The organism is Tenacibaculum sp. MAR_2010_89 (assembly GCF_900105985.1).
In the GTDB taxonomy this organism is placed as follows: Bacteria; Bacteroidota; Bacteroidia; order Flavobacteriales; family Flavobacteriaceae; genus Polaribacter; species Polaribacter halocynthiae.
Window position 1 is genome coordinate 400,614 of the sequence record NZ_FNUB01000005.1, and the last position, 15,176, is coordinate 415,789.

The 15,176-nt window shown below is 32.6% G+C and carries 5 protein-coding genes; 4 read left to right on the forward strand and 1 reads right to left on the reverse strand.

All coding sequences use genetic code 11. From position 1 onward, the window contains the following. The first annotated feature begins 27 nt into the window (after window positions 1-27). The 4 genes from BLV71_RS05410 to BLV71_RS05425 all read left to right on the forward strand — a co-directional run bounded on the left by BLV71_RS05410 (window position 28) and on the right by BLV71_RS05425 (window position 13,741). Window positions 28-3,510: a M4 family metallopeptidase gene (locus BLV71_RS05410; RefSeq protein WP_093869560.1), complete on the forward strand. Its 3,483-nt coding sequence runs from the start codon at window positions 28-30 to the stop codon at window positions 3,508-3,510. Between the two features lie 232 nt (window positions 3,511-3,742). Further along, window positions 3,743-7,153, forward strand: coding sequence for a GEVED domain-containing protein (locus BLV71_RS05415; protein WP_093869561.1), 3,411 nt, complete (start codon window positions 3,743-3,745; stop codon window positions 7,151-7,153). Between the two features lie 75 nt (window positions 7,154-7,228). Beyond that, window positions 7,229-11,587 carry a GEVED domain-containing protein gene (locus BLV71_RS05420; RefSeq protein WP_093869562.1) on the forward strand — a complete coding sequence of 1,453 codons (4,359 nt, stop codon included), beginning with the start codon at window positions 7,229-7,231 and terminating at the stop codon, window positions 11,585-11,587. Between the two features lie 291 nt (window positions 11,588-11,878). Next, entirely contained in the window at window positions 11,879-13,741 is a 1,863-nt protein-coding gene (locus tag BLV71_RS05425; RefSeq protein WP_093869563.1) for an ABC-F family ATP-binding cassette domain-containing protein, read from the forward strand. Between the two features lie 78 nt (window positions 13,742-13,819). Here BLV71_RS05425 and BLV71_RS05430 read toward each other — a convergent pair whose 3' ends face one another. After that, window positions 13,820-14,872, reverse strand: coding sequence for an isoaspartyl peptidase/L-asparaginase family protein (locus BLV71_RS05430; protein ID WP_093869564.1), 1,053 nt, complete (start codon window positions 14,870-14,872; stop codon window positions 13,820-13,822). Window positions 14,873-15,176: the final 304 nt, after the last annotated feature.

A 15,176-nucleotide genomic window follows, 5' to 3' on the forward strand; every position in this document is an offset into this window, starting at 1 on the left:
ACAATTTTAAATTAAACCCATCTAAAAATGAAAAAAAGTTACGTTAAAAACGCAATGTTTTTGGCTTTTTTGTTGCCTGGTGTGTTCACTATGAATGCTCAAGATAACACTAAACCAAGACAAATTAAATTTAAAAATTCTTCAAAAATTGCTTTAACTAAAGCTCCAGTTTTAATTAAAGAAAAGCTTAGATTATCTTCTGAAGATAATTTAATAAAAGTACAATCTAGGCAAGATGAATTAGGTTTTACGCATAATAAATATCAACAAAAATTTAAAGGGATTAAGGTTGAGTTTGCTACCTACATGGCGCATGCAAAGAATGGGAACTTACAGAGTATGAATGGAGAACTTTATGATGTAAGTAGTGTGAATATAGTTCCAAAATTATCTAAAGAAATAGCTTTTAATAGAGCTATAACTCATACAGGTGCTGAAAAATACCTTTGGGATTCTCCTAAAGCAGCAAAAGAAATGGATAATTATAAAAAGCCAGTGGGAGAATTGTTAATACTTCCAGGAGAAGTTATAGGAAAAGATAAAGCAAGATTGGCATATAAATTTGATATCTATGCAACACAGCCTTTAAGTAGAGGTCATCTATACATAGATGCTCATACTGGGGAAGTTTTGTTTTTTAATGCAATAATTAAGCATTTAGATGAACATGCACATTCTTCAAAGAATTTAGGAACTGTAAATAATAGTATAAAAGATAAAATTATTGAAACTTTAGCTACTGGTAATGCAGCAACTAGGTATAGTGGAACACAGTCTATAACTACCAGGGTAATTGGTAGTAGTTATGCGTTAAGAGATAATACTAGAGGAAATGGAGTTAACACTTATAATAGTGGAGGTCAACCGAGTTATCCATCAACAAATTTTACAGATGCTGATAATAATTGGACAGCGGCAGAATTTGATAATGCAGCAAAAGATAATGCAGCTTTAGATGCGCACTGGGGAGCTGAGAAAACATATGACTATTTTCAATCTAAACACAATAGAAATAGTTTTAACGGATCTGGAGCAGCAATAAATAGTTATGTACATTACGATAATGTAGCAGGAGGATTAGGTTATGATAATGCTTTTTGGAATGGTTCGGTAATGACTTATGGTGATGGATCATCAAATGGAAGTGAAGGAAATGGTAATTTTGATGCTTTAACATCTATTGATGTTGCAGCTCATGAAATAGGTCACGCTGTTTGTTCAAATACTGCAAACTTAGCTTATCAAAGAGAATCTGGAGGATTAAATGAAGGGTTTTCTGATATTTGGGGAGCTGCAGTTGAGCATTTTGCAAAAGGAAATGGTAATGATAGTGCACCAAGCGCTTCAGTTTGGTTAATAGGTGATGAAATAGATAGAAGAACTGGCGCAGTAGCTTTACGTTCTATGAGTAACCCTAATGAAAGAAATCAACCTGATACTTATGGAGGAACTTATTGGAAAGAACCAAATTGTGGAACACCAACACAATCAAATGATTATTGTGGTGTACACACAAACTCAGGAGTATTAAATTATTGGTTTTATTTATTAACTGTAGGTGGATCTGGAACAAATGACATTAATAATTCATTTAATGTTACAGGTATTGGAATGACTAAAGCAGCTAAAATTTCTTATCGTTTAGAAGTAAATTATTTATCTGCTAATTCTAAATTTGAGGATGCTAGAAATGGTGCCATATCGGCAGCTACAGATTTATACGGAGCTAATAGTGATGAGGTAAAATCAGTAACTAATGCTTGGCATGCTGTTGGTGTAGGAGATGCATTTGTTGAATCTTGTGCATTAGCAGCACCTACTAATTTTGCAGGTTCTAGTATTAATGATAATGGATTTACTTTAACATGGACAGCAGTTACAGGAGCAAGCTCTTATACAGTAACAGTTAATGGAACAGATAGTACAGTTAATGGAACATCTAAGGTAATTACTGGCTTAACTGCAGGAACAGCTTATGTATGTGTAGTGAAAGCAAAATGTTCATCAGGAGGAGATGGAGCAGCATCTAATGTTAGTGTAACAACTACTGGAACAGCTCCAGTTAATTATTGTTCATCAAAAGGAAATAGTGTATCAGATGAATATATTCAAAAAGTAGAATTAGGAAGTATAAGTAATACTTCAACAGGAGGAAATGGATATACAGATCACACTTCTATCTCTACCAATTTAGCAAAAGGAACTTCTCATAGTATTACGATTACGCCAAAATGGACAGGAACGGTTTACAATGAAGGTTATGGAGTTTTTATTGATTATAATAAAGATGGAGATTTTTCAGATTCAGGCGAAACAGTTTGGACAAAAGCAGCTTCAAAAGATACATCAGTAAGTGGTTCTTTTACAGTACCATCAGGAGCAAGTGAAGGAGCAACTCGAATGAGAGTTATATTGCGTTATAATGCAGTTCCAAGTGCATGTGGATCATACAACTATGGAGAGACAGAAGATTATACAGTAGTGATAGGATCAGCACAAGCAGATACTCAAGCACCAAGTGCACCAAGTAGTTTAGCTGCTTCAAGTGTTTCACAAACAAGTTTAAGTTTAGGATGGACAGCATCAACTGATAATGTAGGAGTAACAGGCTATGATGTTTATAGAGGATCAACAAAAATAGGATCAACAACAACAGCAACAAGCTATAATGTAACAGGATTAACAGCAAATACAGCATATACTTTTTCAGTAAAAGCAAAAGATGCAGCCTCAAATGAATCAAGTTCAAGTAATGTTGTAAATGTAACTACTTTAGGAACAGTAGTAAGCTACTGTACTTCTAAAGGGAATAGAGTTACTTATGAATGGATAGATTATGTATCATTTGGAGGAATGACTAACAGTACTGGAAAAAATGGTGGATATGGAGATTTCACATCTAAAACGGCAACGGTAGCTCAGGGAAGTACAAATCAACTAGTGGTAAGTGCAGGTTTTAGAAGCACAGCTTATAATGAGTTTTTTACAATATGGATTGATTATAACCAGAATGGAACTTTTGAATCAAGTGAAAAAGTAGCATCAGGAAATTCAACAAGTTCAGGAAATTTATCATACAACGTAAATGTACCATCAGGAGCTAGCTTAGGAACAACAAGAATGCGTGTATCAATGAAATACAACGGAGCATCTACAGCATGTGAAACTTTTGCTGATGGGGAAGTTGAAGATTATACTGTAAATATTACTACAGCTAGTGCTTCAATTATTAATACTTTAACATCAACAATTAAAGCAGATGCTCTTACAAATGAAAGAGTTTTAGATTTAATGACATACCCAAATCCAGCTATTAATACTGTTCAAGTTAAGTTTGCTTCAAAAGCAGAAAACATTACTTATAGAATTGTAAATACTATAGGAAGTGTAGTAAAATCTGGAAGAATAACATCAACAAATTTAGATGTTTCAAGTTTAAATTCTGGAATTTATATGTTAGAAATAAATGATGGTCAAAAACAATTAAAAACTAAATTGGTAAAAAAGTAAAAAATTTAAAATAATATTAATTTAATATGAATAAAACCCTGAGTAAAACTCAGGGTTTTTTGTTGTTTTTCAGTAAGTTATTTAAGGTGTTTTTTAAATTGTTATTTTTTTGTTAAAAAAAAAATTATATATTTGGCATTGTTTTAATGAAAAAACTAAGAATTTAAGATTATTTACCTTAAATAAATAGTAATAAATTAAAACCAAACACTAAATTAAAACCCTTCTAAAAATGAAACACAAGTACTTTAAAAGTCTTGTAGTTACAGGTGCGTTAATTGGATTAAGTTTCCAAGCACAACTACAAGCTCAAAACAAAGGTGAGGCTGAAAAAATTCGTAGTAAATACGATTTAACCAAACTAAATGTTATGAAGCAAAACTTCCAAGAAAATGCTTCAAATGAAAAACAACAAGCTTTACGATTAGCTAAAAAGAACGGCTGGAAAACTCAATTCACAACCAAAGATGGAAGTATGGTTGAACTTCAAAGAGTTGTAGACGGAAAGCCAATTTACTACACAACTTTTAACGTTGATGCAGCAAAATCAACGAGAACGAATCACTTACATTCAGGGGGAACATTAGGATTGAATGTAATGGGTCAAGGTATGACAGCCCATGTTTGGGATGGTGGTTTAGCAAGAACTACCCACCAAGAATATGATGGAGCAGGAGGAAATAACCGCTTCTCTATTGGTGATGGTACTACAACAAAAAACTTTCACGCCGCTCACGTTACAGGAACTATTATAGCATCTGGAGTACAAGCTAATGCTAAAGGAATGGCTCCACATGCTAAAGCTGTTGGTTATGATTGGAATAGTGATAAAGCTGAAGCAACAACTGCAGCAGCTAACGGTATGTTAATCTCTAATCACTCATACGGTTATAGAGTTAGAAACCCGAATACAGGGCAAGTATTATTACCTCAACATTATTTTGGAGGGTATATAACAGAATCTCGTGCTTGGGATGAGATAATGTTTAATGCTCCAAATTATTTAATGGTTGTAGCAGCAGGTAACGATGGTAACGATAATACAGCAAATAACAATCCTACTGGAGGTTCTGGTTTTGATAAATTAACAGGACATTCTACATCTAAGAATAACTTAGTAGTTGCAAATGCACAAGATGCTAATGTTGATGCTAGTGGAAATTTAGTTTCTGTATCTATCAATAGTTCAAGTAGTGAAGGGCCAACTGATGATTTTAGAATAAAACCAGATATTACAGGTAATGGTACTGGAGTATATTCTACTTATGAAAGTAGTGATACTGCATATAATTCTATTACTGGTACATCAATGGCTTCTCCTAATGTAACAGGTTCATTACTGCTTTTACAACAGCATAATAATAATACACATAGTTCTTATATGAGAGCTGCAACACTTAAAGGTTTAGCTTTACATACTGCTGATGATGCAGGAGCTTCTGGACCTGATGCAGTTTTTGGTTGGGGATTGTTAAATACTAAAAAGGCAGCTCAAGTAATTACTCAGAAAGGAAATCAATCAAAAATAGAAGAGTTAACATTAACTTCTGGTCAAACATATACAATAACTGTTGATTCTGATGGAACAAACCCGTTATTAGCATCAATTTCATGGACAGATAGACCAGGTACAGCTAATACAACTGTAAACTCTACTACACCAGTTTTAGTAAATGATTTAGATTTAAGAGTTACTAAAGGTGGAACAACTAATTTACCTTATGAATTAACAGGTGCAACTACAAATGCAAAAAGAGATAATAATGTTGATCCTTTTGAAAGAGTTGATGTTTCTGGAGCTTCAGGAACCTATACTATAACAGTAACTCATAAAGGTTCTTTAACAGGAGGTAGTCAAAATTATTCTTTAATAGTAACAGGAATTACAGGTACTCCAGTAGTTTGTAATGCAACAGTACCAACAGGAGTTTCAACAAGTGGAGTTTCTGCAACAGGAGCAACAGTAAACTGGACAGCAGTTTCTGGAGCAACGTATGATGTTAGATACCGTCAAGTTGGAACTAGCTCATGGACAACAAGCGCAGTATCTGGAACAACAAAAGCCTTAAGTGGATTATCAGCTTCTACACAATATGAAGCTCAAGTTCGTAGTAAGTGTTCATCAGGAAACTCTAATTATAGTGCTTCAGTAAACTTTACAACTACAGCAGTACAAATAAACTATTGTGCATCTAGTGGAAACACATCATATGCAACAGGAGTTACAAGAGTAGTATTTGGATCTATTGATAAAGCAGATGGACCAGCTAAAAATGTTGGATATGAAAACTTTACTAATTTAAGTACTACAGTATCTCAATCTTCATCAGTAAACCTTACAGTATCAGTAAATACTGATGGTAATTATAGAGTTGACGCAATAGCATGGATTGACTGGAATCAAGATGGAGATTTTGCTGATAGCGGAGAAACATACGATTTAGGAAACATAAGTAATGTATCTAACGGAGCATTACCAACTAAAGCAGTAGCAGTTCCAGCAAATGCAAAAGTAGGAGCAACAAGAATGAGAGTTTCAGCAAGGTATAATGCAAACCCAACTTCATGTCAAACAAACTTTGATGGAGAAGTAGAAGATTATACAGTAAATGTTCAGGGAGCAGTAGCAGATACTCAAGCACCAAGTGCACCAAGTAGTTTAGTAGCAGCAAGTATAGCTCAAACAACATTAACATTAAACTGGACAGCTTCAACAGATAATGTAGGGGTAACAGGATATGACGTTTTTAGAGGATCAACAAAAATAGGATCAACTACCACTGCAACAAGTTATAACGTAACAGGATTAACAGCAAATACTGCATATTCATTTACAGTAAAAGCAAAAGATGCAGCAGGAAATGTATCATCATCAAGTAATACTGCAAGTGTTACTACTTTAGGAACTGTAGTGTCGTATTGTGATTCAAAAGGTACACGAGTTACTTACGAGTGGATTGATTATGTATCATTTGGAGGAATGACTAATACAACTGGAGCAAACGGAGGATATGGAGATTTCACATCTAAAGTTGCTACTGTAACACAAGGAAGTACTAATCAATTAGTAGTAAGTGCTGGATTTAGAAGTACTGCATACAATGAGTATTTTGTTATTTGGATAGATTACAATGGAGATGGAGACTTTACTGATAGTGGAGAACAGGTAACTTCAGGTAATTCAACAAGCTCAGGAAACAGAACAGCAAATATTACAATACCAGGAAATGCAAAATTAGGACAAACAAGAATGCGTGTTTCTATGAAATATAATTCAGCACCAACATCTTGTGAAGCTAATATTGGAGATGGAGAAGTAGAAGATTATACAGTAAACATTACTGCTTCTAGTGCTAGTTTAACTACATTCTCAGATGTTACTGTAACAGGAGAGCCTTTCTCTAATCAAAATGTATTAGATTTAATGGCATATCCTAATCCAGCTACAAACTTTGTTCAAGTTAAGTTTGCATCAAAAGCAGAAAATATGACTTATAGAATTGTAAATACTATAGGAAGTGTTGTAAAATCTGGGCAAATGAAATCTAGAAACTTAGATGTTTCAAACTTGAATTCTGGAATATATATGTTAGAAGTTAATGATGGTCAAAAATCATTAAAGACTAAGATTGTAAAAAAATAATCTACACATTTATTTATAAACAAAAAATAGTTAGGGAGTGATCCCTAGCTATTTTTTACTAATCACATTAATCAAATGAACAATAAATTTAAGTTTTTGATTGGCGGCTTATCAGTTGCAGCAATTTCAATTATTGGATCTGATTATTTAAAGAAGCAAGACGTTTCGGCTACAATAGCTGAACAACGAGAGGTTCATAAAACCTTTTTAGACGAAAGCCCTTTAAATGAATCTTTAAAATGGGGGAAAAAAGAAAGAAAATTAAAAGGATTACCTCCTAATAGGTATTTTGATCAAATGCAAATGCTTACTATGAATCCAGCTACTGGACAAATGGAAGATGGTACGCTAGCTAAACTAAGAGAAGATTTATTAAAAAGTAGATCAGCTAAAGGAAATAATACACAACAAAGAGGCCCTGGAGATGCAGGTAATTCTTGGGTAGAAAGAGGTCCTAATAATGTAGGAGGACGTACAAGAGTAATTTTGTTTGATCCAAATGATGCAACAAATAATACAGTGTATGCTGGTGGTGTAAGTGGAGGTTTATGGAAAAACACGAATATTAGTAATGCAAATACTCAATGGACAAGGGTTCAGAATGTTCCAGGTAACTTATCGGTAACTTCTATTACTGTTGATCCTAGAAACTCTAATACATGGTATGTTGGTACAGGAGAACAGTATACTGCAGGTGATGTTGTAGGTAACGGAGTTTATGTTACTACTAATGGGGGTACTACATGGAATGCAATTAATATACCTGCTTCAGGTACAGCAATTATTAATCATAATGCAAGTAATATTTTCCTTTCAGGAATACATTATGTAAATGATATTTTAGCATGGGATAATGGAGCATCAACAGAATTATTCGTAGCAGTAGGTGCTCACGTTTATGGTGATGCATCTAGTCCAAAAAATTGGCTAGGATTACAATCAGCTGGTATCTATCGTTCTACAAATAATGGAACTACTTGGAATCGAATAGAATCTGCTAACATGAGATATACATTTAGCGGTAATGATTATTATTATGTACCAAATGATTTAGAAGTAAGTGCAAATAATACGATTTGGATGGGAACTATTAAGTCTGTTTTAGATGCTAATAGTGGAGGTAGAGTATACAGTTCAACAAATGGGTCTACTTGGACAGAAGCTGCAGCTTCTCCTTTAACAAATTCAAATAGAGTTGAGTTAGAAACTTCTGCTACGAATGCTAATAAAATTTATGCATTAACTCAAGGAACAACTTCTGCTGCTCCGGTTCATATTTATAAGACAACAAATGGTTTTACTTCAGTAACTTCAACGTCATTACCAAATGATGCAGATACTGGGATATCTTCAACAGATTTTACAAGAGGACAAGCATTTTACGATTTAGTAATTGAAGCTGACCCTACAAATGATAATATTGTTTATGTTGGAGGTATTGATTTATTTAAAACTACTAATGGAGGAACATCATGGTCTCAATTATCTCATTGGTATGGAGGTTTTGGTCATCAAAATGTACATGCTGATCAACACTCAATAGCTTTCGGTAATAATGATTCATCAAAGATATTATTTGGAAATGATGGAGGAGTTTATTATTCTGGAAATTCAGGAGGGGTTATAGGAAAAAGAAATAAAGGATACAATGTTACTCAATTTGTAAAAGCAGCAATTGGACCAGATGGAGCCGGAGATGTTGATGGTATTTTTAGTGCTGGTGCACAAGACAATGGAACACAGGCTTTTAGAAATGCTGTTGCTGGAGTTAATAGCTCGACTGATTTAAGTGATGGTGATGGTTTTTATACGTTTGTTGATAAAGACGGTCAATATATGATAGCTACTTATGTAAGAAATGTTATTTACAGATTTAGTTTACCTTGGAATGGTTTAGGTAGACAACAAGGAGGGGCAACTACTCTTTTTAATGATTCTCAAAATACTGGTGATTTTGTAAATCCAATGGGATACGATAGTCAGGCAAATAGATTATTATCTAATAAATCTACATCTTCAAGCAAGGCTATTTTAAGTATTAATGTAGCAGCAAATAGTAATGGAACAATAACAAATGCACTATTAGATGCTAGTCCTACTGCTTTTCAACCTTCTCCTTTTGCTAATAATTCTTGGTATGTTGGATTGGCTAATGGTAAATTATTAAGATTAACTAATGTTACTAACAGTAGTGCAACTTGGACAAATATTGCTACTCCTTTTGTAGGGTCTGTTTCATCTGTTCGATTTGGAGCTACTGCAAATGATATTTTCGTTACAATTCATAATTATGGTGTAACTAGTGTTTGGGCTACTTCTAATGGAGGTACGAACTGGGTTAGTAAAGAAGGAAATTTACCAAATATTCCTGTAAGAGATTTATTACAAAATCCATTAGATAGAACTGAAGCTATTTTGGCAACTCAATTAGGAGTTTGGTCAACGTCAAACTTTAATGATGCTAATCCAAACTGGACACAAGCATACAATGGAATGAGTGATGTTAGTGTAACATCGTTTGATTATTGGGATGTTAGTGGAGATAATGCAACCAACAAAGTAATTGCTTCTACCTACGGTAGAGGAGTGTTTACAGGATCATTTACGAGTAATGCAGTAGCAGATACACAAGCACCAACAGCACCAGCTAGTTTAGCAACTAGTTCAATTGCAGCAACTAGTTTAACTTTAAATTGGACAGCTTCAACTGATAATGTAGGAGTAACTGGATACGATGTGTTTAGAGGGGCTACTAAAATAGGTTCGTCTACAACAACTTCTTATAATGTAACAGGATTAACAGCAAGTACAGCATATACTTTTACAGTAAAAGCAAAAGATGCAGCTGGAAATATCTCAACGGCAAGTAATACAGCAAGTGCTACTACTACAGCTATTACAATGTCTTGTTCATCAACAATTACATCATTTCCTTATAGTGAAGGATTCGAATCTAATGATGGATGGGTACAAGTAACTGGTGATGATGGAAACTGGGTAAGAAAAAGTGGTAGTACACCATCTAACGGAACTGGACCAAGTTCAGCAACTCAAGGTTCTTTTTATATGTTTTTAGAAGCTTCAACGAATAATAGCCCAGGAAAAATTGGAGCAAATGCAACAGCTATTTTAGAAAGTGCTTGTTTTGATTTGTCTGATAAATCTTCAGCTTCTTTTAGTTTCAAAAACCATATGTATGGGAATAATATAGGGTCTTTAAAAGTTCAAGGATCTTCGAATGGAACAACTTGGACTGACTTATGGTCTGATTCAGGAAGTAAAGGAAACCAATGGAATTCTATTAAAGTTAACTTAAGTGCTTATTTAGGTGCTAATGTTAAGTTAAGAATTGTAGGAACAACTGGTAGTGGTTGGTCTAGTGATATCGCTGTTGATGATTTATCTGTAACAGCAGTTAATGATGGGCCAGATACACAGGCACCTACAGCTCCTAGTAGTTTAACTTCTTCAAGTGTTACTCAAACTTCATTAACATTAGGTTGGACTGCTTCAACTGATGATGTAGGGGTTACTGGATATGATGTTTTTAGAGGTACTACTAAGTTAGCAACTGTAACAACTACTTCTTATAATGTAACAGGATTAACGGCAAATACTGCATATACATTCTCAGTTAAGGCAAAAGATGCTGCTGGAAACGTTTCTTCTGCAAGTAATGTAGTAAATGTTACAACATTGAGTAATGTAGTAAATTATTGTGCTTCAAAAGGAAATAGAGTTACTTATGAATGGATTGATTATGTTTCTTTCGGAGGAATGACAAATACAACTGCTGCAAATGGTGGGTATGGTGATTTTACTTCTAAGGTAGCTACAGTTACTCAAGGAACTACTAATCAAATAGTAGTAAGTGCAGGATTTAATAGTTCTTCTTATACTGAGTACTTTACAGTATGGATTGATTATAATAGAAATGGAACTTTTGAAAGTAGTGAGCAAACCTCTTTAGGTTCTTCTAGTTCAGCTTCAAATAGATCTGCAAATATATCAATACCTGCAGGAGCAACTTTAGGTCAAACAAGAATGCGTGTTTCTATGAAGTATAACGCAGCGTCTACAGCTTGTGAAACATTTGCTGATGGTGAAGTAGAAGATTATACGGTTAATATCGTTAGTTCATCTTCTTCTTTAGCTGGAACTACTTCTTCAAATGATTTATCTGCTGAACCATTAGATAGAGATGGTTTACCAAGTTTAATTGCATATCCTAATCCTGCAATTAACAGCATTATTGTAAAGTTTGGTAACAATGAAAATGTAAATTACAGAATCACTAATACAATTGGTCAAGTTGTGTTAAAAGGTGAAACTATGAATAACACAGTAAATATCTCTAGTTTAAAAAGTGGAATTTACTTATTAGAAGCAAATGATGGTCAAAAATCATTGACTACTAAATTAGTTAAAAGATAATTTTTTAAAACCCTTCTTTCTTTAACTAATGATGACCCTGGGCAAAAGCTCAGGGTTTTTTTATTAATTTTTGTTAACTTAATTTTCTTAAAGAATTACTAACCTATTTCATCTAGCATTTATAATAGTAATGGTTAAAAACAGAAACTGATATAATTTGATTTAAAAGAGTGGAAGAAACTGTAATTTATAAACTCAAAGTAAAATAAAAAGTTAGACATCTTAAATTAATAGTTTTTAAAACTCGAGCATTTTGTTTGGGTTTTTGTTTCTTTGTATAAAATTTAGAAGATGAATTACCTATCGGTTGAGAATATAGCAAAAGCTTATGGAGAAAAAGTGTTATTTCATGACATTTCTTTTGGAATAAATAAAGATCAAAAAATAGCTTTTGTTGCTAAAAACGGTAGTGGTAAAACCTCTATTTTAAATATAGTAGCAGGAGTAGACGAAGCTGATTCTGGACAAGTAGTTAGTAGAAAAGGCATTGATATTGCTTATTTATCACAGGCAGATAATTTAAATGCCGATTTAACTATTGAAGAAACAATTTTTTCTACAGATAACAAAGTTTTATCGATTATTCAACAATACGAAAAAGCATTAGATAATCCAGATAATGCAGAAGCATATCAAGAAGCTTTTGAGTTAATGGAACAACATAATGCATGGGATTTTGAAACTCAATACAAGCAAATTTTATCTAAATTAAAATTAGAAAATTTACAGTTAAAAGTAGGTAAACTATCTGGAGGTCAAAAGAAACGTTTAGCATTGGCAATCGTATTGATAAAAAAACCAGATTTGTTAATATTGGATGAGCCTACCAATCATTTAGATTTAGAAATGATTGAATGGTTAGAAGCTTTTTTTGCTAAAGAAAAAATAACATTATTTATGGTTACACATGATCGTTATTTCTTAGAGCGTGTGTGTAATGAAATTATTGAACTAGACGAAGGAAAGTTATTTAAATACAAAGGAAATTATTCATATTACCTACAAAATAAAGAAGAACGATTAGCACTTGAAGCAACCAATTTAGGGAAAGCAAAAAGTTTATTTAAAAAAGAATTAGACTGGATGCGTCGTCAGCCTAAGGCACGAACAACAAAATCTAAATCTCGTACAGATGATTTTTATAAAATTAAAGAAAAAGCCCATAAACGACGTAACGAACATGAAGTTCAGTTAGAAATTAATATGAAGCGTTTAGGAAGTAAAATTATTGAGCTTCATAAAATGCGAAAATCATTTGATGATAAAGTAATTTTAGACGGGTTTGAATATGTTTTTAAGCGTGGAGAACGTATAGGTATCATTGGTAAAAATGGTACAGGAAAATCTTCTTTTTTGAATATGCTAACTGGTGGTATACCTTTAGATGGTGGAAAAGTTGTTATAGGTGAAACTGTAAAGTTTGGATATTACACTCAGAATGGTATTGAAATAAAACCAGGACAAAAAGTAATTGAAGTAGTTAAAGAGTTTGGTGAATATATTCCATTATCAAAAGGACGAAAAATATCAGCAGGACAATTGTTAGAACGTTTCCTTTTTGATAGGAAAAAGCAGCATGATTTTGTAGAAAAATTAAGTGGAGGTGAGCAAAAACGATTGTATTTATGTGCTGTTTTAATACAGAACCCTAATTTTCTAATTTTAGATGAGCCTACAAACGATTTAGATGTTGTAACCTTAAATGTATTAGAAAATTTCTTATTAGATTATCCTGGTAACTTAATGGTGGTATCTCACGACCGTTATTTTATGGATAAAATAGTTGATAATTTATTTGTGTTTAGAGGTGAAGGACAAATTGATAACTTTCCAGGGAATTACTCTGATTTTAGGGCTTATGAAGACTCAAAGGTAAAAGAATCAAGGGAGATAAAGAAAGAAGTTATAAAACCTGTTAAAACAGCTAAAAAGGCAGTATTAAGTTTTGATGAAAAGCGCGAATGGGGCTTATTAGAAAAAGATATTGAAAAACTTCAAAAAAAGAAACAATTGATTGAAGGGAAATTTATGAATGTTGAATATTCTCCTGAAGAGATTAATGATAAATCAAAAGAACTTCAAGAAACAATTGATAGTTTAGAAAAAAAAGAAGAACGATGGCTCGAACTTTCAATGAAACTTGAAGGTGAATAAATAAGTACATCATAGAGTAAAATTAAAACCCACATTTTACATAAAAAATGTGGGTTTTAATTTTAAAAACAATAGCTTTTATTCTTTATAAATCTTTACGATTAATTCTCCTTTATCATTCATTGATGCTCTATACATACCAGCTGTATTAAACTCAAACGACATGTTACCATTTTTATCAAGAGCAATGATACCACCAGTTCCACCAAGATTCGTAAGTTTGTTTTGAATAACATCATTGGTAGCTTCTTTTAAAGAAACGTTTTTATATTCCATTTGTGCTGCAATATCATGGGCTACAACACCTCTAATAAAATATTCACCCCATCCTGTAGAAGAAACCCCACATGTAGCATTATTTGCATACGTACCTGCTCCAATTATAGGAGAATCTCCTATTCTATTCCAACGCTTATTAGTCATTCCACCAGTAGAAGTACCAGCAGTAATATTTCCTTTTTTATCTAAGGCAACACAACCTACAGTACCAAATTTACTATCTTTAATATCAGTATCATAAAATGCAGATTTTTCATCATGGTCTAATTGTGTCTTCTCTTTATTTTTTATTCGTTGTAAAGATTTGAATCGTTTTTCAGTATAAAAATAACTTGGATCCATAATCTCTAATCCTTTTTCCTTAGCAAAATTATCAGCACCAATTCCTGATAATAATACGTGGTTAGAATTATTCATAACTTGGATGGCTGCAGAAATTGGGTTTTTAACTGTTTTAACACCAGCAACAGCACCAGCATTTAGAGTTTTACCTTCCATTATAGAAGCATCCATTTCATTGGTTTCAGCATTTGTAAAAACTGCACCTTTACCAGCATTAAACAAAGGAGAGTTTTCCATAATATGTATTGATGCTTCAACTGCTTTAGTACTCGAACCACCTTTTTTTAAAATCGAATATCCTGCTTTTATAGCTTCTTCTAATTTTTGTTGGTATGCTTTTTCTTTTTCTGGAGTCATATTCTTTTTTAAAATAGTACCAGCACCTCCGTGAATAATAATAGCAAACTCATTTTGTTTGATATCTTTAGTGTTTTTTGTTTTTTGTTTTTTATCGTTTTTACAACTGCTTAAAAACAACAGCAATAGTAAAATAGTAGTTATTTGTTTCATTTTTTGTGTTAGTGTTTGATAATTAATTTGATATCAAAAATATGACTTTTCAATTTTATGTTACTTTTAATATTTTAGTTTTTAACAAAATTCAATTATTTGTTTGATGTTTGTTTGTTTTTAAAATATTAATAATTAATTATTTACCTTAGTTAAATTCCAAACAAAATGAACTAACTAAACAAATATCATGTTAAATTCCTGTTACTTTATAAGTAGCGTACAAACATTACTAATAACGTTAATATTTTTTTTATACAAATCTCAAAAATTTAAATTAAACAGGTATTTAGGTTTCTTTTTT